This window comes from Carboxylicivirga longa (assembly GCF_050589825.1).
GTDB lineage: Bacteria > Bacteroidota > Bacteroidia > Bacteroidales > Marinilabiliaceae > Carboxylicivirga > Carboxylicivirga longa.
On record NZ_JBNGOZ010000003.1, the window covers coordinates 192,265 to 211,820 of the forward strand.

General features: G+C 45.8%; 14 protein-coding genes. 1 reads left to right on the top strand and 13 read right to left on the bottom strand.

Translation table 11 applies throughout. The features are described from left to right. Nucleotides 1-53 precede the first annotated feature (53 nt). The 8 genes from ACRD7A_RS03995 to gyrA all read right to left on the bottom strand — a co-directional run bounded on the left by ACRD7A_RS03995 (nucleotide 54) and on the right by gyrA (nucleotide 9,525). Nucleotides 54-1,832, bottom strand: a complete 1,779-nt coding sequence (locus ACRD7A_RS03995; RefSeq protein ID WP_430811118.1) for an ABC transporter ATP-binding protein — start codon at nucleotides 1,830-1,832, stop codon at nucleotides 54-56. A 575-nt stretch (nucleotides 1,833-2,407) separates the two neighbouring features. Then, nucleotides 2,408-2,686, bottom strand: coding sequence for a type II toxin-antitoxin system RelE/ParE family toxin (locus ACRD7A_RS04000; protein ID WP_430811119.1), 279 nt, complete (start codon nucleotides 2,684-2,686; stop codon nucleotides 2,408-2,410). Beyond that, nucleotides 2,670-2,909, bottom strand: a complete 240-nt coding sequence (locus ACRD7A_RS04005) for a hypothetical protein (RefSeq protein WP_430811120.1) — start codon at nucleotides 2,907-2,909, stop codon at nucleotides 2,670-2,672. Before ACRD7A_RS04005 ends, ACRD7A_RS04000 begins: the two co-directional genes overlap by 17 nt. A gap of 278 nt (nucleotides 2,910-3,187) precedes the next feature. After that, nucleotides 3,188-3,427: a hypothetical protein gene (locus tag ACRD7A_RS04010; protein ID WP_430811121.1), complete on the bottom strand. Its 240-nt coding sequence runs from the start codon at nucleotides 3,425-3,427 to the stop codon at nucleotides 3,188-3,190. Between the two features lie 365 nt (nucleotides 3,428-3,792). Then, nucleotides 3,793-4,344: a dTDP-4-dehydrorhamnose 3,5-epimerase gene (gene rfbC / locus ACRD7A_RS04015; RefSeq protein WP_430811122.1), complete on the bottom strand. Its 552-nt coding sequence runs from the start codon at nucleotides 4,342-4,344 to the stop codon at nucleotides 3,793-3,795. A 16-nt stretch (nucleotides 4,345-4,360) separates the two neighbouring features. Continuing rightward, entirely contained in the window at nucleotides 4,361-4,954 is a 594-nt protein-coding gene (cysC, locus tag ACRD7A_RS04020; protein WP_430811123.1) for an adenylyl-sulfate kinase, read from the bottom strand. Between the two features lie 833 nt (nucleotides 4,955-5,787). Next, on the bottom strand, nucleotides 5,788-6,948 hold the full coding sequence (locus tag ACRD7A_RS04025; protein WP_430811124.1) for a tetratricopeptide repeat protein: 1,161 nt from the start codon (nucleotides 6,946-6,948) through the stop codon (nucleotides 5,788-5,790). 48 nt (nucleotides 6,949-6,996) lie between these two features. After that, nucleotides 6,997-9,525, bottom strand: coding sequence for a DNA gyrase subunit A (gene gyrA, locus ACRD7A_RS04030; RefSeq protein ID WP_430811125.1), 2,529 nt, complete (start codon nucleotides 9,523-9,525; stop codon nucleotides 6,997-6,999). 347 nt (nucleotides 9,526-9,872) lie between these two features. On the opposite strand from gyrA, the gene ACRD7A_RS04035 reads away from it, so the two are divergent. After that, the gene (locus tag ACRD7A_RS04035) at nucleotides 9,873-12,386 is read left to right on the top strand and encodes an ATP-dependent Clp protease ATP-binding subunit (RefSeq protein ID WP_430811126.1); all 2,514 of its coding nucleotides are present in this window, start codon (nucleotides 9,873-9,875) and stop codon (nucleotides 12,384-12,386) included. 79 nt (nucleotides 12,387-12,465) lie between these two features. Here ACRD7A_RS04035 and ACRD7A_RS04040 read toward each other — a convergent pair whose 3' ends face one another. The 5 genes from ACRD7A_RS04040 to thrA all read right to left on the bottom strand — a co-directional run bounded on the left by ACRD7A_RS04040 (nucleotide 12,466) and on the right by thrA (nucleotide 19,325). After that, nucleotides 12,466-13,341, bottom strand: a complete 876-nt coding sequence (locus tag ACRD7A_RS04040) for a tetratricopeptide repeat protein (protein WP_430811127.1) — start codon at nucleotides 13,339-13,341, stop codon at nucleotides 12,466-12,468. A 177-nt stretch (nucleotides 13,342-13,518) separates the two neighbouring features. Further along, nucleotides 13,519-14,157 (bottom strand): tetratricopeptide repeat protein, encoded by a 639-nt coding sequence (locus ACRD7A_RS04045; protein ID WP_430811128.1) that lies wholly within the window; start codon nucleotides 14,155-14,157, stop codon nucleotides 13,519-13,521. A 111-nt stretch (nucleotides 14,158-14,268) separates the two neighbouring features. Then, complete coding sequence (gene thrC, locus ACRD7A_RS04050; RefSeq protein ID WP_430811129.1) at nucleotides 14,269-15,573, bottom strand: threonine synthase; 1,305 nt, start codon at nucleotides 15,571-15,573, stop codon at nucleotides 14,269-14,271. 3 nt (nucleotides 15,574-15,576) lie between these two features. After that, nucleotides 15,577-16,785: a cofactor-independent phosphoglycerate mutase gene (locus ACRD7A_RS04055; protein ID WP_430811130.1), complete on the bottom strand. Its 1,209-nt coding sequence runs from the start codon at nucleotides 16,783-16,785 to the stop codon at nucleotides 15,577-15,579. Between the two features lie 113 nt (nucleotides 16,786-16,898). Further along, a complete protein-coding gene (gene thrA / locus ACRD7A_RS04060; protein ID WP_430811131.1) occupies nucleotides 16,899-19,325 on the bottom strand; it encodes a bifunctional aspartate kinase/homoserine dehydrogenase I in 2,427 nt (808 codons plus the stop codon). Nucleotides 19,326-19,556: the final 231 nt, after the last annotated feature.

Sequence of the window (19,556 nt, forward strand, 5' to 3'; positions counted from 1 at the left end):
TTTCTCACAAAGCGCAAGGGTTTTCAATTTTATAGACAAGGTATAAATCTACTCTACCTAACTTCTTTAACCAATTGTTGATAAGCCACCTCTCGCTTAATTTCTCCCTCGTTCACCTCAATTATCCGGTCGCAATATTTGAGGGTTGAAACACGGTGGGCGATAACTACAATGGTTAGTTTTCCATCTGTGAGCTGTTGGATGGATTCTGTGATTTCCTCTTCGGTTTGCGTATCCAGGGCCGAGGTAGCCTCATCAAAAAATAAGATACTGGCTCCGGCATAGAGGGCACGTGCTATGCCTACCCGTTGCCGCTGCCCACCTGACAGCTTAGTTCCTCGTTCGCCAATGGTGGTTTGGGCTTTGTCGGGTAAAGACTCAACAAATTCCCATAAGCTGGACTGCTTCAATACTTTTTCTAACTTTTGTTGGTCAATTTCGGCTCTTTCCAAACCAAAGGCAATGTTTTCGGCAATGGTGCCATCCAGAATATATACCTCTTGCTGCACATAGCCCAGTTGATCGCGCCAGTTGCTGAGGTTAGCGGCGCTCAAGGTCTGACTGTCGATAATAATTTCGCCCTCGCTGCCCGGCCAAAAGCCCAGCATTAGGTTCATCAGTGTGGTTTTACCGGCACCCGATGGTCCTACAAAGCCTATGGATTCGCCTTTTTTGATGGTGAGGTTGATTTTATGTAAAAGGTTGTCTTTACTGTCGGGAAAACGAAAACAGAGGTTATTAAGGGTTATGGTCTTGTCAAAAGTGAGGGGCTCTGCTTGTGGCTTCTGCGGGGTGTAATCTTTCACCTGCCCAATGGTACCGAAAGTATATTGGTGTCCTTTAATACTGATCAATGCCATCATAATCCTGTTTACAGAAGGCAGAATGCGGTAGGCGGCCAAGGCAAACAAGCCCAGTAATGCTGTGAGCCCCTGCCGGTCGGGTAAAAAATAGAGGCCATAAGCCGTAATGGCAAAAATGGTGATGACCATGCCGGCTTCAATCACTTTGGTGGGCGCCTGTGCATAGATTGTACGTTTAATACTCAACTTCACCATTTTATTCAAATAGGCGGCTATCTTATTGCGGAAGCGTTCCTGCGTGTTAGTAATCTCCACATCGGTAAAACCAAAAATACTCTGAAAGATGCTTTTGCCTAGTAGGGGCTGAAGTCTATTGGTTTCACTTTCTACTTTGGCAGTTCGCCCTTTTACCCAGTTGTAAAATACAAGGAAAATGGGAAGTATAGTGCAACTTAAAAGCACTATGGCTTTCCAGTCGTACAGCACCAGACTGATCAGGATAAAGGACAGGACAAATAGTTCGTTCAGGAAATTAAACACGGGCAGTACCATGTTGTTGGCAAAACGCTGCGGTATAGCACTTACATCACGCATAATCACGTTGCTGTTGGTGTTTTTAAAGTAGGGAAAGCCTTTGCTGTAGTAGAATTGGTGCAGGCGGATGGCAAAATACTGGTAGAGGGAGAGGGAGAAGGTGGCCTGTGATTTGAGGATAAACAGAGACATCACATTTTTAAATACAATAGCAAACACAATAAACCCTGCCAACACCAATATAAACTGGTTTTCGGAGCTGAAACCACCCAGTTGATAAACTTGGCTAATGATGGGGTGGGTTTGGATAACATTGTCCTGCAATATAACCGAGAAAAGGGGAAGGAAGGCTGCTAGTCCAAACAGTTCCATCATTGAGTTCAAAAAAAGCAGGGCCATCATTTTGGCACTCTTCTTTTTGTAGCCGGGAGGCAGCACTTCAATTATTCGATTAATACTGTATGTTATGATGTTATTGGTAATCGGGTTGCGCATTGTGTTGTATTAGAAAATGATGTTATTCAATTGATCGCTTTACGCTGTATTGGTTTAATGGTTACGGTTTGTGGATAGTTATTAAGGGTTAATGATAAATGGTTAGGGGTTAGCTCGTAGGTATTAGTTGTTAGGTGTTAGGTATTAGGGGTTAGGAGGTGGGGCAATAGGTCGATAGTTCATTAGGTCAATAGGTTATATGGTACGTGGTGTGTTGGTTTATTGGTTTGGCGTATGCTTATTAAGGCTCGCATCTTGACGGGAAAGGCGCTTATTAAGCTGCGATCCTTGGGATACTGATTTTTGTCTTTGTGCTACTCCTTTTTACGCTGTGTGATTCTTCCGCTTTGGCAGAACAGGTAGTGTTTTACTTTTCAATCCCCCTGTCTGGTTTTAACTTGATGCTTTGTTTTGATCCTTCGCCAAGAGGGAAGGCAAAAGTTTTATTTCTCGCAAAGAAAAATGGTTCGCAAAGATCGCCAAAGAAATGAGTATTGTGTTACGGTGATTCAAAGCACTCATTACTCTGTGTGACTCTGTGGTTAAAGATTTGCTGCGCATTTGATGGTTAGGAGTTATAAGGGCTTGTTTTGATATTTTACAAATCCAAACACTTCAATCGTATTCTGGTTAATTCGAAATACAATGGTGTAACCTTTAAAAATTAAATCTCTTATTTGCTTATTGTCAAAATAAACAGAGGGACGAAATTGATAGGGATTATTGGGGATACGTTTTAATTGGCTGAGCAATTCTGTTTTAAAATTTCGAGCTCTTGCCGGACTATCTTTGGCAATATAATCGATTTGTTCTTCAAGTTTAGTAATGAAGGAATCTTTATAGACGATTATCATGCTTCATTATTTTATGCTCCAATCGTTCGTCTAATTCCTCGAAAGTATAATACTTTGCTTTGCCCTCGTTAATTTCGTCGAGTTCTATCTGAAGTTCTGCCTGTGTTTTCAGAAAAGCCTCATCTTCATTAATAATCTCAATTTCATCCTTGCTGAATTTACTTAAAAGCCATACGAAATGCTTATAAGCTTTATCGTGTATTTTTAGTTTTATCGTGTGCATGCCTTTTAATTAAGCTTTTATTAATCGTCAAAGATACTTTAAAATTAATTTCAGTGTGAATAATTAGGGTTACGATGTGTGTCGGTCTATCACTTGCTGAGCGGAGCCGAAGCATAACAGTGAAGGAAGTGGAGTAACGTTTTTAATTTTGAAGGACGTACACGACTTCAGCTACAATTTCTCCAGGTGTAATCAGCGTCTCTTTTTCGATGATATTTTGGGCAGTTTGGAATTGTTCCTTAATATCGCCAAGCAGGTATCTTAAGATGTAGTTCGCATCAGCGATTACCATATTTTTCCTTAATGTGTTTACTATAGGCCGTCTTCTCCTCAGCTACTTTATTGGTATCGGCATATTTGTTTAAGGAGCCAGCCGCAAGGTATTTACTATCATCTTTTTCGACTTCAGTATCTTCAACCAGTATGATTACTTCAGCTTTTCTTCCTTTATACGCCTTGACTTCTTCAAATGGTAATATAGAAGGGTCGATCACCGTATTTATTCGTATTGCTTTCATATGATTATATTTTTTTTCAATTGCCATATGGAACTCGCCAGGAAATAATCATCTTTCTGTGTGAGCACCGTTTGCTCATGGCTCGTTTCATCTGTTTAAATTTATTCTCAAAAACTGACTGGTGCAGGTTATTCTGATTTATAATTCATTTAATGAAAGCTAAGTTACGAGTTTTTTGTCAATCTATTCTGAATGCGGCGTATAATCCCAAAGGAACTGAGCATTGTGTTACGGGTTGTCTTGATAACTGAATACTCACCACTGCATCCATACATTTCAATCCCCCTGAGGTCATTCATATTGGAACCTCTTTATTAACAAAGTGTTGGTTTATAAAACACGGCTTACCAGCGAACAGACAATTCTCAGAAGCACGGTATCTCGGTTTCGGCCATGGGCTTTAATAACTGATCTTTTGCTGAAAGAATCAGCTGTTCGCGGGGGAGTTGCCAGTCTATATTCAGTTGTGGGTCGTTCCAGGCAATGCCGCTGTCGTAATCAGGTGCGTATTTATTATCCACCATGTAACTGAAAATAGCCGTTTCACTGAGCACCACAAAACCATGCGCCATTCCACGGGGCACAAAGAGCTGATGTTTGTTCTCGCCACTGAGCTCAAAGCTAAGGTGTTGACCATAAGTAGGAGAGTCCTTACGCAGGTCCACCACCACGTCCAGTACCTTACCTTGGATGCAACGCACCAGCTTAGCCTGTGTGTAGGGTGGTTTCTGATAGTGCAGTCCACGCAGCACGCCAAAGGATGATTTAGATTCGTTTACCTGTATAAAATTGACATCACCCACCTGCTCGCGGAATTTATCCTGGTTGAAGGATTCGAGGAAATACCCCCGCTCATCACCAAAGACGGTGGGCTTTATTAATACAAGGTCTTGTATATCGGTTTTTATAAATTGCATAGTTAGTTGTTAGTTCTTACCACCGTACTTGTGCTTTTACATATTCGTAGGCTTTTTCGATGCCTTCCTCAATGCTCAGCTCGTCGGTATTGATGATGAGTTCGGCTTTATCGGGTTGGTCGAAGGGCGCATCCAGCCCTGTGAAATTCTTGATTTCGCCGGCCAGGGCTTTTTTATAGAGGCCTTTGGGGTCGCGTTGTACGCAGGTGTCGAAGGAGGTATCCATAAATATCTCAATGAAATCGTCGCTACCAACAATGTCGCGTGCCATCTGCCTGATCTCATTGGTGGGGGAGATAAAAGCATTGATGGTGATGATTCCACAGTTCAGAAAAAGCTTGTTTACCTCGGCTATGCGACGGATATTCTCTGTGCGGTCATCCTCGCTAAAGCCCAGGTTATTGTTTATGCCCGTGCGTATATTATCGCCATCGAGCACCTGCGTGAGATATCCACGACCGGCCAGCCGACGCTCCAGACCGCTGGCTAAAGTGCTTTTTCCTGAACCTGACAGACCGGTAACCCATATTACTTTGGCTTTCTGCTTTAAATACAACTCTTTGTCATCACGTGTTAAATAGATATTGGTTGGATGTATGTTATTAGCCATTTCTTATTTAAAGTTATGTTATATTTATACTGGTCGAAATTTAAGTTTTTTTGTGGGATCAGGTTCCGTTTTAGTGCTAAACCATGCACGGCTTCGCCTCCTCAGTCACAGTGTGTGAGTTATCGACCGCGCTCATCTATTAGTCAAGTGCCTGGTTATGAGCACCAGCATCGGTCTTGCAAATCTTCAATCAGGGGAGTTACTATTTGCCTTCCTTAAAGAATACGCGAATTTAATAAAAAAGTGCACTTGCCACAGAGAAAGGCCTCTCATTGTTGAAAAGTAGAATTTTACTAGTTAACATAATTGGAGATGTAAGGAGTGAATTGCTAAGAGGCATAGAAATTAGGTATGAGTCGCTATCAGTTAGTGACTTGTGGTTTGGATATTGATCTTAACTAAATGAATTGAAACCGTATTCTGTATAAAGCTGAATCATCAAATGCCATGACTAAAAAGGTTTTGCACTCAGATTAAATATTTGAGGTTTATGGTGGCTTTAAGCTGTAGCAGTATTAGCTGCTTGACATCGGATAGCACGATGAATGGATCAAAAACCTTGATGCTATGCAAGTGGTAATCGGTATAATCTGTCAAAGCTTTTTTCAAGTGTGCTGGCTGAGTATTGCTTAATGCACATTATTCGTATGGAGATATAGTTATTGAAAATAATATAAGATCAACATAATATTGAAGTACGATATCATGTTATATTTTGACTATAATACTTTCTTATAAGCAATTAACCACCGTACCACCTTGTCCTATATTTGATATTATGTTATTTCTATATATAGAAAAATAGCCGGCGTTAAACCGGCTATCTCCTGCTATTAATTTAAGGCTTCCAGCTTAGCCTTTACTTCGTTGTATTTATCCATGCGCTCAAAGCGGTAGTATAAACCCTTCAGCGTTTCTAACACACCGGCTTCCTCAGGCTGCACCTCATGGGCTTTCTCCATGTAAGGCAGTGATTGCTCCCAAAAACCGTTGGCCACTTCCATGGCAGCATTAAACTCCTTGGTTGTGGTTTTATCATTGGCAACCGACTGCTGCTCAACACCTTTGTTGTAATATATTACACCGATATTATACAGCGCATTGAAAAAGGCCGCATCAATTTCCAGCGCCTGCTCATAATTTTCAATGGCCTTGTCCTTATCGATACTTTCATACAAAACACCACGCGCATAGTAGAACGATGGATTTTCAGGATCTTTCTCAATGGCAGTGTTCAGATACTCCAGTGCATCATCATTCTGCTCTGAGTCAAGATAATACTGAATCAAGGTTGTTAGGATACGCTCATCCTCCGGAAATTTCTCGAAACCACGCTTTAGGTTGGCGGCTACTTTTGTGCTATCGCCCGAAGCATCAAACACCTGGTCAAGCAGTAAAACGGCATCACCACCACCATAACCATAATCAATGGCCTCATTGAAGAATTTCTCAGCCTTGTTCCAATCCTTGGCATTGTAGGCCGCTAAGGCGCAGTTGTAGATAATGGCTGTATCCACACCGGCTTCATCAGCCTGAAACATAGGCAGCTCATTAAAATACAGTACATTCTCGAAGGCAAACAAAGCCTGTTCGAAGTTCTCCGTATTAAAACCCTCGATACCCGAGTTTGTCAGATCGGGTTTAAAGAAAGTCAGCTGTAGCTTAATATCCTTCTCGTATTTACCAATTTGCTTACCTTTCTCATTGCCTTTGGCATCCAGCTCAATGGCTTTTTTATAATAGTCAACAGCTTTTTTGATGCCTTCATCGTCCTTACCGGCTTTCGACAGCTCGGTATAAACCTTGGCAGCCACAATATAAGTTTTTGGCCATGTGTTTGACTTTTCATGCTCCAGGGCCTGGTCAATAGCTTTTTTTGCAGCATCCAGGTCGTTTGTTCCCAAATAACCGCTGGCCGCCGATACTTTTCCCTTCTGGGCAAATACCGCCGATACGCTGAACATTAACATTGCAAATAGTGCTATTCTTTTCATCTTAAAAAGTTTTAGATTGATTTTGTGAGGCAAATATAGTATTTATCCTCAATCATTGGTTTGTTCCTTTGTATTTTCGCTTATTACCTCGTCATTATCATCCTCTTCAAAGACTTCCTGCTCAATGGCGGCCTCCGAAGTTACCTTGGCTACCGAGGCAATTTCATCCTGCTTTTTCGACAGGTTAATCAGGCGCACCCCTTGTGTGGCACGACCCATCACACGCATCTCACTCACAGAAAGGCGGATGGCGATGCCCGAACGATTGATAATCATCAGGTCGTTATCGTCTGTTACGTTCTTAATGGTAATCAATTCGCCGGTCTTATCACTGATATTCATGGTTTTAACACCCTTGCCACCACGATTAGTCACCCGGTAATCCTCCGTTTTCGAACGTTTCCCGTAGCCCTTTTCCGACACCACCAGGATGTCTTCGGCCTCGGTATTTTTTACACAAACCATGCCAACTACCTCGTCATTCTCTGAGGCCAGCGTAATCCCCCGCACTCCCGAACCGGTACGTCCGATGCAGCGCGCCTGTGTTTCGTTAAAACGGATGGCACGGCCCGACCGTGTTGCCATTAGTATTTCCGAGGCACCATTGGTCAGACGGGCTTGCAAGAGCTCATCGTTCTCCTTGATGGTGATGGCGTTCACCCCATTCACACGTGGGCGCGAATAATCCTTCAGCAAGGATTTTTTCACCACACCTTTTTTGGTACCCATCATAATGTAGTGCGAATTGATGTAGTCCTCATCATTCAGCTTCTTCACCTTAATAAAAGCCTTTACCGTATCATCAGGATCGATGTTCAGCAGGTTTTGAATGGCACGTCCCTTGGAGTTTTTCGAACCTTCGGGTATCTCGTAGACCTTCAGCCAGAAGCAACGTCCTTTCTTGGTAAAGAAAAGCATGGTGTTGTGCATCGATGCCGGGTAGATGTGCTCGATAAAATCCTCATCACGCGTGGTGGAACCTTTAGAGCCCACTCCCCCACGGTTTTGTGTTTTAAACTCCGTCAGCGGCGTACGCTTCATATAGCCCAGGTGCGAGATGGTGATAATCATCTCCTCATCGGCATAGAAATCCTCTGGGTTAAACTCTTCCGAGCTATAGATAATATCAGTGCGGCGCTCATCACCGTACTTGGCTTTTACTTCCTGCAGCTCTTCCTTGATGATGCTCATACGCAGTTCGAAGTTGGCCAATATTTCCTTCAGATGGGCAATCTCCTTCATCAGCTCCTCGTACTCGGCACGCAGCTTATCCTGCTCCAGTCCGGTTAGCTGACGCAGACGCATCTCTACAATGGCGCGAGCCTGCACTTCGCTCAGCTCGAATCGTTTTATCAAATTCTCACGCGCTTCATCGGGCGTTTGTGCCGCTCTGATGATCTTGATTACCTCGTCAATATTATCACTGGCAATGATCAGTCCTTCAAGGATGTGCGCCCGTTTCTCGGCCTGCTCCAGCTCATACTGCGTACGACGGGTTACAACCTCGTGGCGGTGCTCCACAAAGCACTTGATCAAGCCCTTGAGATTCAACAGTTGCGGACGACCATTCACTAGGGCAATGTTATTCACCCCGAAGGAGGTCTGCATGGCCGTGTACTTATAAAGGTGGTTCAGCACCACATTGGCAATGGCATCCCGCTTCAGGTCGATAACGATGCGCATACCATGGCGATCCGATTCATCGTTGACATTGGAGATGCCATCGATCTTCTTCTCATTCACCAGGTCGGCAATTTTCATAATCAATTCCGCCTTGTTCACCAGGTAGGGAATCTCAGATATGATAATCTTCTCGCGTCCGTTGGCCTCTGTCTCAATATCGCTCTTGGCGCGTATCACTACACGTCCCTTACCGGTATGAAAAGCATCCTTCACACCCTGATAGCCATAAATACTGCCCCCTGTTGGGAAATCGGGCGCCTTAATTATATCGATCAGCTCATCAATTTCAATGTCATTATTATCGATATAGGCGATGGTGGCATCAATGGTGTCGCTTAGGTTATGGGGTGGCATGTTGGTAGCCATCCCCACAGCAATACCCGAAGCTCCGTTTACCAATAGGTTGGGGATGCGTGTGGGCAACACCGTTGGTTCCTTGATTGAATCGTCGAAGTTCAACTGAAAATCTACGGTGTTCTTCTCAATATCAACCAACATCTCCTCCGCCAGCTTATTCAGGCGTGCCTCGGTATAACGCATGGCCGCCGGGCTATCGCCATCAACCGATCCAAAGTTACCCTGGCCATCTACCAGTGGATAGCGCAAGGACCACTCCTGTGCCATTCGCACCATGGCAAAATATACCGACGAATCGCCGTGCGGGTGAAACTTACCCAGCACCTCTCCCACAATTCTGGCCGATTTTTTATAAGGTTTATTAGCTGCTAAGCCCAGCTCACTCATACCGTACAACACGCGGCGGTGCACCGGCTTCATGCCATCACGAACATCAGGTAAGGCACGCGATACAATCACCGACATCGAATAATCGATGTAGGCCGACTTCATCTCCTCCTCAATGTTGATCTTTATTATTTTTTCTCCGTCAGTCATTTATGAGTTTGTTTTTGTATATATCGTAACACTAAAAAATGGCTTTGTTGAGCCATTTTTTGAACGCACTAATTTAAGTAATTTCACTAACATGAAAAAACCTTATTAAACACAATTTATCAACAGCTGCAAAGCGCAAGATACTCAGCCCTGTTAGTAATATTTTTTGATTATTGGGCCGATAATAATTAATTTCATCCGGTGATTAAACACTGCCCAAATGGCAGATTTGAGTATTCGATGGATGATTTTACCGTATTTGCACGGTTCTTGTCGAGTATTTATAGTCTGGGTGCTAAACAAGAGCCCCGACAACTTGTTTTTAAGAATACGATTCAACTAATAATATGGATTTAAATTTTTCGCCACGTATTAAAGACGTGATATCCTACAGCAAAGAGGAGGCAGAACGCCTGGGCAATGCATTTATTGCGCCGGAGCATCTGATGCTGGGCATTCTGCGCACCGGTGAAGGTGTCGCCATTGAGGTGCTGGAGCGGCTCAATGCTGATATGGATCGCATCAAACGAGCCCTGGAGGCTCCACTCAGGGAGAAGGAGGCTATACAGCGTGATCACCTGCCCCTCTTGCAATCGTCGGAGCGCGTGCTGAAGCTGGTGCACCTGGAGGCCCGAGCCCTGAAAAGCGATCGCGTTAATACCGGTCATTTATTAATCGCTCTGTTAAAAGAAAAGAGCAGCGTAATTTGGGAAATTATGGCAGAAGACAATATTAATTATCAAAAGGTTAAAGAATTAATCGAGCGCGAGGAGCCCCTGGCCAAGGCTGATTTTCCGGAGGATGATGATCAGGACAGTCCCTTTTCAAGCTCCGGCTCAGGCAGTAACCCGGGCGAAGGTAGCAAAGGAAATGTAAAGGGAGGATCGGATACGCCCGTACTTGATAATTTTGGCATTGACATCACCAAGGCCGCCGAAGAAAACCGCCTGGATCCCATTGTGGGGCGTGAGAAGGAGATTGAGCGCCTGGCACAGATACTGAGTCGCCGCAAAAAGAATAACCCCATATTGATTGGTGAACCCGGCGTGGGTAAGAGTGCCATTGCCGAGGGATTAGCGCTGCGCATCAACGAGAAGAAGGTGTCACGAGTGTTGTTTGACAAGCGGGTGGTTACCCTCGATCTGGCTTCCATTGTAGCAGGCACTAAATATCGCGGACAGTTTGAGGAACGCATGAAAGCCATTCTGAATGAGCTGAGTCGCACACCCAATATCATCCTGTTTATTGACGAGATACACACTATTGTGGGTGCCGGAGGCGCAACCGGATCGCTGGATGCTGCCAATATGTTGAAGCCGGCACTGGCGCGCGGTGAGATACAATGTATCGGCGCTACCACCCTGGATGAATACCGTCAGCATATTGAAAAGGATGGCGCCCTGGAACGCCGCTTTCAGAAGGTAATGGTGGAGCCCACCTCCATAGAAGAAACCGTGGAGATACTAAATAACATACGCGAGAAGTACGAAGATCATCACAACGTAAGCTACACACCGGAAGCCGTGGAAGCCTGTGTGAAGTTAACCGAGCGTTACATCTCAGATCGTCATCTGCCCGATAAAGCCATAGATGCCCTTGACGAGGCCGGTTCGCGTGTACACATCTCTAATATTGTGGTGCCCGACACCATTGTGAAGATTGAGAACGCCATTGACGAAGTAAAAGAGAACAAGATTAACGCCGTGAAGGCACAGAATTTTGAGCTGGCGGCCAGCTTCCGCGATAAGGAAAAAAGCCTGATGGAAGAGCTGGAAAGCGCCAAAAGCAAATGGGAAGAAGAACTATTGCAGCACCGCGAGCAGGTAGATGCTGAAAAAGTGGCAGAAGTAGTAGCCATGATGACAGGCATTCCGGTGCAGCGGGTGGCACAGGCCGAAGGCTTTCGTCTGCTGAAAATGGGTAAAGAGCTCAACGGATCGGTGATTGGTCAGAATATGGCCATCGAAAAAATTGTGAAAGCCATACAGCGCAATCGTGCCGGCCTGAAGGACCCCAATCGGCCCATCGGCTCTTTTGTTTTTCTGGGGCCTACCGGTGTGGGAAAAACACACCTGGCCAAGGTGCTCGCCAAATACCTGTTTGACACCACCGATGCCCTGATCCGTATCGATATGAGCGAGTACATGGAGAAATTCTCGGTATCGCGCCTTGTGGGAGCGCCTCCGGGATATGTGGGTTACGAAGAAGGTGGTCAGCTGACTGAGAAAGTGCGCCGTCGCCCCTATGCCGTAGTGCTACTGGATGAGATAGAGAAAGCACACCCCGATGTGTTTAACCTGTTGCTTCAGGTGCTGGATGAGGGGCGTCTGACAGACAGCCTGGGCCGTAAGGTGGACTTTAAAAATACCATTATCATCATGACCTCCAACATTGGTACGCGCGAGTTAAAAGACTTTGGCCGTGGCGTAGGCTTCACGCCAGCCAGCAGTATCTCCGATCGCGACCATGCCAAAGGCGTTATTGAGAAAGCCCTGAAAAAAGCCTTTGCACCGGAATTTATCAACCGTATTGATGATGTGATCATCTTTAATAGTCTTGAGAAAGAAGATATTCACAAGATCATCGACATAGAGCTGAAAGGCCTGTATGAGCGCGTGGAGGCGCTGGGTTACAAGCTGGTATTGTCTGATGCCGCCAAGGATTTTATCGCCACTAAAGGTTATGATGTTCAGTATGGTGCACGGCCCCTGAAGCGAGCCATTCAGAAATATCTGGAAGATGAGATGGCCGAGGTGATTATTCAGGCCAGTGTATCAGAAGGTGATATTATTAAAGTTGATTTTGATGCAGAAGAAAAGAAAATCACCACGGAAATAGAGGCCCTATCAAAAGAGTCATAATCGAAAAGTATATAAAAAAGCGGAAGGCTGCACGATACATCGTGCAGCCTTCTCGCGTTTTATAGCATTATCATAATTCCTATTTCAGAAGAGGAGTGATCTGAGCAGCCTTCTCCTCCATTTTCAACCTGCGATACGCCACACTTAAGCAGGCAATAATTGCTTTGTCCTTGGGTGAGAAGCTATGCGCTTTTTCCAAATAGGGTAGTGACTTCTTATAGTCCAAGGCAATTTCTTCCAGTTTCTGGGTAGAATTATGGTAATCCATCCTCGTGGGACTCTTCAGTGCTTCGTAGCGCTTTGTTTCCTTTTCATATAGGTGGTTTGTTAGCTTAAAGTAGATAACCCCCAGCTTCTTAATACTGTTTTTATGATTGGGGTGTAATGCCACTACCTTTTCCAACTCCGTTGCTGCCAATTGGTAATCTTTCAGCCGTTCGTAAGACGAGCCAAGCAAGTAGTGGTAAGTGTAGTTATTGGGTTCTACCTGAATAGCCGCATTTAAACACTCCACAGCCTGATCGTACTGCCGTGAGTTAAAATAGAGATAACCAAGCTTTTTTGTAAACTCCGCCTGTTGATCAGGAAATAGCTTCTTACCCTTTAGCAAGGTCTGCTCAGCCTTATCAAACTGCTTAAGGCCCGCCTGCGCATCGCCCATGGCAGCGTATAAGTTGGCCTCCTCATAGTTGTTAGCTTGCGCTTTTTCTAACATTGTAAGTGCCTTAGCATAACTTTTCACCTTCACATAATTCTGTCCTGCTTTGAAGAAGGAGAAAGCGTCGATTTGTCCGTTGGCTTCGTATAAATGAGCTGCTTTTTCATATAGTTCTGCCGCTGTGCGGTACTGCATTACGCTCTCCTGCATAATGGCATCACTCTTTATTACATCAGCCTCTTGAGCCATGCCAGTGGTCACCCAGGTGAGTAATATTATTATAAAAAGTTGTTTCATCAATATCTGTTTTTTTAGAGCTTAAGCTGCAAAATAACTGCGTTACTTTTAAATTTCAGTAAAAAAAGCACAAAATTATCGCACATCTCTTTATTCGCTATGATTCACGTGTTGTTTTTAAATAAAAAAAGCGACAAGTAAGGCTACTTGTCGCTCAATAATTTTATTATTTGGCAATTAGCTCGCCAGGAAAGTATCGATACCGCTCAGGATCGCCTGCGCATTTTTGTTAGCAGCATCATACTCTAAAGCCTTATTGGCAAATGCAGCTGCCTCGTCCAATACTGTTTTGGCTTTGGCCTTAATAGCATCCCACTGGTCGCGGTTACCATCCACGCGTGTATTCAAGATTTTCTGCCCCTTGGTGTAAAGCGCATTACTCTCTATTACATAGTAACCAGCCAACATTTTTTTCATGTGTTTCACATATTTACTGGTTCCATACTCTTCAATACCGGCCAACAGCACTTTTTCCATTTCCTTGTCTTTGTCCATGCTCTTGCAAGCTGCCGCAATGTAATATGTTGCAGCATCAGGTTTATAACCTAGCTTTTTTGACTCGCCGTAATATTTCTGTGCTTTTTCATAATTTTTAATTTTACGGGCACTGGTGGCGGTATTATATACCATGGCGGCATCCATTTCCTCATCACCCCAGGCAGCAATGGCCTTTTCAAAAGCTTCGAGTGCACCCTTATAATTTTTGGCTCTCAGTGCATCATTCCCCTGATTCTTGAATTCAACAGCACTTTCTTCCTGAGCAATAGCTCCTAAAGACATCATTAACGCAAGGGATAAAGTTGCTAAATACTTCATAACAATTCTTTTTTTTTATTTTCAATTGATACAATGTTCTTCAATGGATGTAAAAATAGTTTTTTTTTGAAAATATCTAAAAAAAGCCTTTATTTTTTAAAACAATCAGAGCTACACTCCGCCCTTTCTACACAGTAATTCTTTGAAATGATCATAGGATTTTGAGCTTTGTTCGCTCTTCTTACTGCCCTGCATAAAGGCGCGCAGGCGCTCCGGCTGTTCAACAGTACGCTCCAGTGTTAGTTCCACGGCCTCAGGGAATTTGGCCGGATGGGCGGTGCCCAGAAACACTCCGTACTCCCCATTTTGCAGTTGTTCCTCAAGTATAGCGCAGGCCGTTGCTCCATGTGGATCCAAGACATAATTCGCGGATGCAAAAAAGTTTTTGATACTTGAGAAAATAGTTGCGTCATCGACGGCATGTGCCATCAGATGGGCTTTTATGCGTGTTACATCGTGCTGAAAGAGGTCCTCGATGCGTGCCCAGTTACTGGGATCCCCCACATCCATGGCATTGGCCGGAGTAGCAATGCTGGGTCTTGCCGCATAGTGCCCGGTTGCCAGGTACTGTGGTACCACATCGTTACGATTAGTAGCGGCGATAAAGCGTTTAATGGGCAATCCCATGCGCTGCGCTACTAATCCCGCTGTCAGGTTACCGAAATTACCACTGGGCACAGCCACCACTACATCACGATGTCCCTGCTTTATGGCCTGAGCATATGCATGAAAATAATACACCATTTGAGGCAGGAAACGCGCCACATTAATGGAGTTGGCTGAAGTAAGCGTCATGGCTTCCCGCAGCTCTTCATCCATAAAGGCCGTTTTAACCAATCGCTGGCAGTCATCAAAGGTACCCGCTATTTCGATGGGCGTAATATTCTGCCCCAGGGTCGTAAACTGCATCTCCTGCACCTTAGAGACTAAACCTTTAGGATACAGCACAAAGACACGCACCCCTTTTACGCCCAGAAAGCCATTGGCCACGGCACTGCCCGTATCACCTGAAGTCGCCACCAACACATTGATGGGGCGCTCATCTGTTCGGGTGAAATGTGCCATTACACGGGCCAGAAAGCGGGCACCTATATCTTTAAAGGCCAGTGTGGGACCGTGAAAGAGTTCCAGCGCACCCAAACGCTCATTAACGGGTATCAGGGGAACGGGGAAGTTAAAGGCCTCCCTTGTAAGCGTTTGGAAAGCAGACTCAGGTATGTCCGGACAAAAGAATGGGCGCAGTGTCTCAAAACCAATGTCACCCAGAGACATGTCCGGCAGCTTCAACCAGAAATCGTTGCTCAGCATGGGTATGGTCTCGGGCATGTACAATCCCTTATCGGGTGCCAGCCCACTGATGACAGCCGTTTTTAGCGGATGGCGCAGATTTTTATCGTTGGTACTATAATAAAGCATAGATTATTTTTTAGCAGATAATAATAAGGGCATAAAAGCCGTCTGATCAACAAAACCAAGGCTTCCTTCTTGCACGGAGACCTCATTATACACGGTTACCTTATCGGCATTAGCCCCAGGCTGATAGAGCATAAAAGGCACATGATCGCGCGTGTGGGTGCGTAGCGCACAGGGCGTCGGATGATCGGGCAGGAAAGCTACCGTCAGTGCCTCGGGATGCTCATCGAGGTAGGCCAACACGGGCTTTACAACATGCTGATCAATATCCTCCAGTGTTCTTATCTTTAAGGCCACATCCCCTTCGTGCCCCGCCTCATCGGGTGCCTCAATGTGCAGATAGACATAGTCATGATCGTTCAGGGCTGCCAGGGCTGCCGCTGCTTTGCCTGAATAATTGGTATCATACAAACCCGTTGCCCCTTCCACATGTAGGGATTCCAATCCGGCCAGGCGTCCCAGGCCATGAATCAGATCCACTGCCGAAATCACCGCTCCTTTCTCAATACCATACAGGGTTTTCAGATTAGGCATATCCGGTCGCACCCCCGGCGACCAGGGCCAAATCATGTTGGCCACAGGCAATCCCTTCTTTCGGCGATGCACATTCACAGGGTGATTACACAAAAGCTCATTGGAAGCAAACATTAACTGGCGCAAACGCTTGGCTGTGGCGTTGTGTTCAAATGGCCGTGGCAGCACCGTCTCCACATATTCATCCGGTACATCGTGGGGCGGTGTGCATTCCATGCCGGGTACTCCTCCTTTAATGCGTAGCACATGTCGATAACTCACCCCAGTATAAAATTCCACCTGCTCATCCCCCAGCTGTTCATTCAACACATCCACCAGCTGGCGTGCCTCGGTAGTGGAAATATGACCTGCCGAATGATTCAGCAGTTTGGCATTTTCCACTGTTACCAGGTTGCAGCGAAACACCAGGTCATCAGGTGCCAGATCAAGCCCCAATGAAGTGGCCTCCAGAACCCCTCGTCCCTGGTAGTAGCGCTCGGCATCGTATCCCATGATGGTCATGTTAGCCACCTCACTGCCCGGATGCAGCGAATCAGGAATGGTCTTAAGCGTGCCACAGCGCGAGCGTTGGCAGAGGCGATCGATGTGCGGTGTACGTGCCGCCATCATGGGGGTTTTATTCCCCAGGCTTTCAATGGGCCGGTCGGCAAAACCATCGGCCAGTATTACTAAATGTTTCATGCAATAAAAATTTCTTTTCAATGGTCACTTAGAATGTGCCAAGGCGCATTCTAAGTGATAAGATATTAGTTAAAAGGAACACAAGCGCTTTTGACAGAATACGATATGATCCTTTATAAATTAAGTACTTTAATAATATCGGCAAACACCCCTGCTGCCGTCACATCGGCACCCGCCCCATAGCCTTTAATCTCCATGGGATGATCATAATAATAATCTGATCGCAGCAGTACCTTGTTATTACTGTCGGCCAGCTGGTAAAGCGGATGTTCAACATCCACCTCCACAAAGCCCACCCGAGCCTGTCCGCCTTTGAGAGCCGCCACATAGCGCAGCACTTTGCCTTTTGCCTCGGCAGCACTTCGTTGTTGTTCAAAGATCATATCATAGTCCTCTAAACGCCTCAGAAAATCCGATACAGATTCCTCCCGGAATAGATCTGAAGGAATAAACGATGTGGTTTCAATGTGCTCCTCTTCAAGGGCATATTCACTCTCCCGAGCCAGTATCAGCAGCTTACGTACCACATCAGTACCGCTCAGGTCGATGCGCGGATCCGGTTCACTATACCCCTTTCCCATGGCCTCTTTCACAACTTTTGAAAGGGGATTTTGCGCACTTACATTATTAAGAATGTAATTTAAGGTACCCGACAAAACCCCTTCCAGCTGCAGGATGCGGTCTCCGCTCTGCACCAGGCTATTAATCGTGTTAATAATGGGCAATCCTGCTCCCACATTGGTCTCAAACAGGTACTTCACACCCTTGTTGCGCGCCGTCTTTTTTAAGTTGGCATAATGCTCATAGGCCGAAGCACCGGCAATTTTATTGGCCGTTACCACCGACACATTGTTTTCGAGCAAACGCTGGTAGTGGCCGGCTACCGCTGCACTTGCTGTACAATCGACAAACACACTGTTGGAGTAGTTGTTGGTAATAATTTGATCAACAAATTGATTCATTGTTCCTGCCGGAGCAACCTGCAAGCGATCCAAGGCCTGATTGAGGGGCAGTCCCCGCTCACTAAAAACCATGCCCCTGGAATTGGCCAGCCCGGCCAGACGAATGCTCAGGTGCTCCGTCTTGAGCAGGCGCTGGGCTTGCCGCTCTATTTTTTGCAGCAGGCTCTTGCCCACCACTCCCACTCCCACCAGATAGAGATGAATGGCCTGGTAGGAGCTCAGGAAAAAGGCTTCGTGGACCACATTCAGGCTCTTGCGCAGATCGGCATCCCGAATGACAAAGGAAATATTCAGCTCCGAAGCCCCCTGTGCAATGGCATAGATGTTAATACCGTTACGCCCCAGGCTATCAAAGAGACGACCTGACACGCCAGCCGATCGTTTCATGCCCTCACCTACAATGGCCACCACCGCCATATCCTTCTCTACGGTAACACCATTAATGGCTCCCCTCGCAATTTCCTTCTCAAAGGTTCTGATCAGGGCCAGGCGTGCCGTTTCCGCATCGCCCTGATCCAGCACAACACTGATACTGTTCTCGCTGGAGGCTTGTGAGATCAGGATAATATTGATATCGGCCGCTGCCAGAGCGCTGAACAAACGCATAGAGATACCGGTGACACCAATCATGCCACTTCCCTGCAGCGTCAGCAATGCTACCTCACGGATGGATGATAGGCCCTTCACCGTCTTTTGGGCATCACGATGTTCGTCAATCAGGGTACCCGGCGATGCGGGTTGAAAAGTATTTTTTACCCGGATGGGTATTTTCTTCTGAAGTGCCGGCAGTATGGTGGGCGGATAGATGACCTTGGCCCCGAAGTGCGACAGCTCCATGGCCTCGGCATAGCTCAGGTGATCAATGCAATAGGCACGTTTGATCAAACGGGGATCAGCCGACATAAAACCATCCACGTCAGTCCATATTTCCAGCTGCCCGGCACCCACACCGGCTGCCAGCAAAGCGGCTGAATAATCAGAGCCCCCACGTCCCAGGGTGGTGGTCTCTCCCTGCTCGTTACCGGCAATAAAACCCGGGAATACATTCACATGCCCTAATGAAAAGCGCAGTTCACCAAGGGCCTGGAGCGTATTGGTCAGCTGCACCTGATGCCCCCGCCCGTTGGCCTCCGTGCTAATGAAACGGCGACTATCGAACAGTTGGGCATTGCCCAGGCGTGCACTCAGTAGCAAGGCAGAGATTCTTTCGCCCGTAGCTACTATCGTATCATAACTCTTGGTGCTCAGTTCGCGGGTGAGACTCACCCCTTTCAGCACCTGCGTCAGCTCTTGCCAGATACCCTCATAGTCTTTTGTAACAGCCATCTGTTGCACAGGTGTCAGTAGCGACTTTATTAATTGTCGGTGAGTGTTGTCCAACTCATCTAGCAAAGTCTCGTAGGGATCACCCACTTTTGCCAGTTGAGCCGCCTTGGTTAGACGATCGGTCACACCACTTACCGCCGATACCACAACAATTAGCGGCGTGGATGCTGCCGTCTGCTCAATGATGCGCTGTACTTTTCGGATGCTTGCGTCACTTCCCATGGAAGTACCGCCAAATTTTAACACCTTCATATTGTTAGTTTTAGTTACTGGCTTGTAATGTATTTATAAACAGGACACCCGTTTCTGCCCAGTGGCACTACAGCAGCCATAGATATTGTAAAGAGAATGATATATACGACCCGCCCCCTAAGGGGTGATAAAAATGGTGTGGATAATCATATAGTAGTACAGATCCATTATATTGCGGTCGTAAATTGATTAATTCATAACAAAAATAGGGATATATAATTTAATTCAAAA

Coding starts and splice junctions, on each gene's coding strand:
- ACRD7A_RS03995 (WP_430811118.1), bottom strand. CDS start 1,832: ATGCGCAACCCGATTACCAATAACATCATAACATACAGTATTAATCGA.
- ACRD7A_RS04000 (WP_430811119.1), bottom strand. CDS start 2,686: ATGATAATCGTCTATAAAGATTCCTTCATTACTAAACTTGAAGAACAA.
- ACRD7A_RS04005 (WP_430811120.1), bottom strand. CDS start 2,909: ATGCACACGATAAAACTAAAAATACACGATAAAGCTTATAAGCATTTC.
- ACRD7A_RS04010 (WP_430811121.1), bottom strand. CDS start 3,427: ATGAAAGCAATACGAATAAATACGGTGATCGACCCTTCTATATTACCA.
- rfbC (WP_430811122.1), bottom strand. CDS start 4,344: ATGCAATTTATAAAAACCGATATACAAGACCTTGTATTAATAAAGCCC.
- cysC (WP_430811123.1), bottom strand. CDS start 4,954: ATGGCTAATAACATACATCCAACCAATATCTATTTAACACGTGATGAC.
- ACRD7A_RS04025 (WP_430811124.1), bottom strand. CDS start 6,948: ATGAAAAGAATAGCACTATTTGCAATGTTAATGTTCAGCGTATCGGCG.
- gyrA (WP_430811125.1), bottom strand. CDS start 9,525: ATGACTGACGGAGAAAAAATAATAAAGATCAACATTGAGGAGGAGATG.
- ACRD7A_RS04035 (WP_430811126.1), top strand. CDS start 9,873: ATGGATTTAAATTTTTCGCCACGTATTAAAGACGTGATATCCTACAGC.
- ACRD7A_RS04040 (WP_430811127.1), bottom strand. CDS start 13,341: ATGAAACAACTTTTTATAATAATATTACTCACCTGGGTGACCACTGGC.
- ACRD7A_RS04045 (WP_430811128.1), bottom strand. CDS start 14,157: ATGAAGTATTTAGCAACTTTATCCCTTGCGTTAATGATGTCTTTAGGA.
- thrC (WP_430811129.1), bottom strand. CDS start 15,573: ATGCTTTATTATAGTACCAACGATAAAAATCTGCGCCATCCGCTAAAA.
- ACRD7A_RS04055 (WP_430811130.1), bottom strand. CDS start 16,785: ATGAAACATTTAGTAATACTGGCCGATGGTTTTGCCGACCGGCCCATT.
- thrA (WP_430811131.1), bottom strand. CDS start 19,325: ATGAAGGTGTTAAAATTTGGCGGTACTTCCATGGGAAGTGACGCAAGC.